1 tRNA gene is annotated in these 2275 nt (G+C 32.8%); it reads right to left on the reverse strand.

What is annotated here, in order from left to right:
* Positions 1-2155: 2155 nt before the first annotated feature.
* Positions 2156-2228: transfer RNA gene (locus tag B6F02_RS00005), tRNA-Asn, on the reverse strand.
* Positions 2229-2275: the final 47 nt, after the last annotated feature.

The following is a 2275-nucleotide window of genomic DNA, read 5'->3' on the forward strand; positions in this document are numbered from 1 at the left end:
GTGAATGAACCTTGTTCATTCGATAGTTGTCTTGATCCATAAAGAATCGAAGACCCCTGCACATTTGGTTGTTTTACTTTGTTCAGTTTTCAAAGATCTACTGTATTCATGGTGTTCCAATGTTTGTTGCCTCGTTATCAGCAACTTTTATATCATACCATGTTGTCGTTTCGCTGTCAACAACCATTTTGAAATAAGTTGTTTTAATCAATCTATCGATTAGTTGACTTCGTAATCAGCAACCTATTTATCATAACACGGTATCGATTATTCGTCAACAACTTTTTTTTAAATCTTTTCAATCGATTGAATCGATCGTTTGCTGTCTTTATCAGCAACCTTTGTATAATATCATCTTTTTGCGGTCGACGTCAATACTTAATTTCACTTTATTTAAATATAGCTTTCGTTATTTTTTAGTACGTTTGATTGTCATCTGGGTTATAAGCTGCACGCGGCTTTTTCTCTTTATACACTTTATACAATGGTTGGCTTGTTAAGCATTTATAAGCGCTAATTGATGGACAACTGTTTCTGCTCGCCATCATTATTTATTATCCTTTTAGTGCATACTTCATTATACTATTGAGAAATAATTTTGTGTTGCAACGATATCTTCTCGTGGCAACATCTACTTGCATTACAACTTTAACCACTTTGTTCATTTGTATTGAGCATCGCTTACTATATTATTATTTTCAGAAGATTATAGCAGAATTTATATAAACCGTAAATTGTTATGCACTCAATAAACAATTCACATTGCTATTAACTGGTTACGCTTCATTTAAACAACCTGGGACTAACCCTAAATAAAGTTGTATTCACTAGTATGTCTATTGGTCATTTGATTTATACTGAACTTTTTTATGTGCTTGCAATCCTTACATGTTATAGCCGCTTAACTACCTTTACTTATGGCATTTGATAATTACATAGTTTACTACAAAAATTTATATCCTGCGTTTTTGTTTTTCACAATGCTGATACTACTAATTTACTTATGCTTAATATAAAAAATTATCTTATGTGTAATTTGCTTTTTACAAATCATCCTTTCTCTATAGTGGAAAACAAATTCCTTTTTATTCTTACCTAACTTTGCTGCTTATTATCATCTGTGACAAGATCACTTTACTTTTACACGCGACAGCGTCATATTATAATTCCTCTTTTAGACTTTTTCAGCTCATTCTTTGTAGATCATGGTTTAAACTCAGCATTCACTCTAATTACTATTGCCTAACACAGGGGGTAAAGTTAGTTCATATCACTCACAGACTCCTATCATCTTGTTGCCCCCTATCTTTTCTTTCTCCTCTGCTGTTCAATCTATACTTAGGCCTCTCACTAAACTAACAATAAGTGTATTTGTTAGATCATTATTGATTTTAATGGAAAAAGGAGCACATTAAAATGGCATTCACTAAAAATAACTCTGTAAAACACTTAAATGATTCTATAACATCTAATATTGACAGAATGAATACAGCAGCGTTTAAGTGAGCCAGTTATAGACCTAGTAAGTGTCCTTGTAGACTGGTTAATTGTAAAGCACAGATTTTATAAATAAAACTCATGTACCTATATTCTGCAAAGAAACTAGATATCTATAGCAAAATGTTTCTATTAGCGATTCATTAACCCTTCTTATACACTGCACAGCGTCGTAACAAAGAAATAATTAAAAGCATATGTATTAAAAATAACATTCAACCATGCACTCCAAAAATATATTAAAGTCCTCATTGATAAAAACAGTTTTCGCCTAAACAACGATGTGGGTGAGATTTCATTGATTTATGCATATTCCTTTAAAGTAATATGGATCAAAGCTAATATTCTCAAGAAAAATCGACTTACTTTCATAGTTTACCTTTGATGGTCTTTTTAGACAGTTGAGTTAATGTGATAAATGAGTCTTGGATATTCAGTAGATTTTCAATACCACATGGCTGAAGCAAGGTAGTTTCCTCCTATAGACTCTATATGGTAATGGTAACTATTGTCTATTAGAGAATCTCGCTTGTTTCATTTTACATAAAATGATGTTGGCGTATTCTCACCACTCTTAACCAAAAAAAGGAGCCTAGCTACTCCAGCTAAGCTCCTTCAACATCAGTTGACTATAAACAAAAAAAGGGTATAAAAAAAACTCCGCAAGCAGGGCTCGAACCTGCGACAACGCGATTAACAGTCGCGCGCTCTACCAACTGAGCTATTGCGGAATCAAAAATAAAAACTATAAAAAAAGAGCTGCACGGCAACGTCCTGC

The organism is Marinilactibacillus piezotolerans, from assembly GCF_900169305.1.
Classification (GTDB): domain Bacteria; phylum Bacillota; class Bacilli; order Lactobacillales; family Carnobacteriaceae_A; genus Marinilactibacillus; species Marinilactibacillus piezotolerans_A.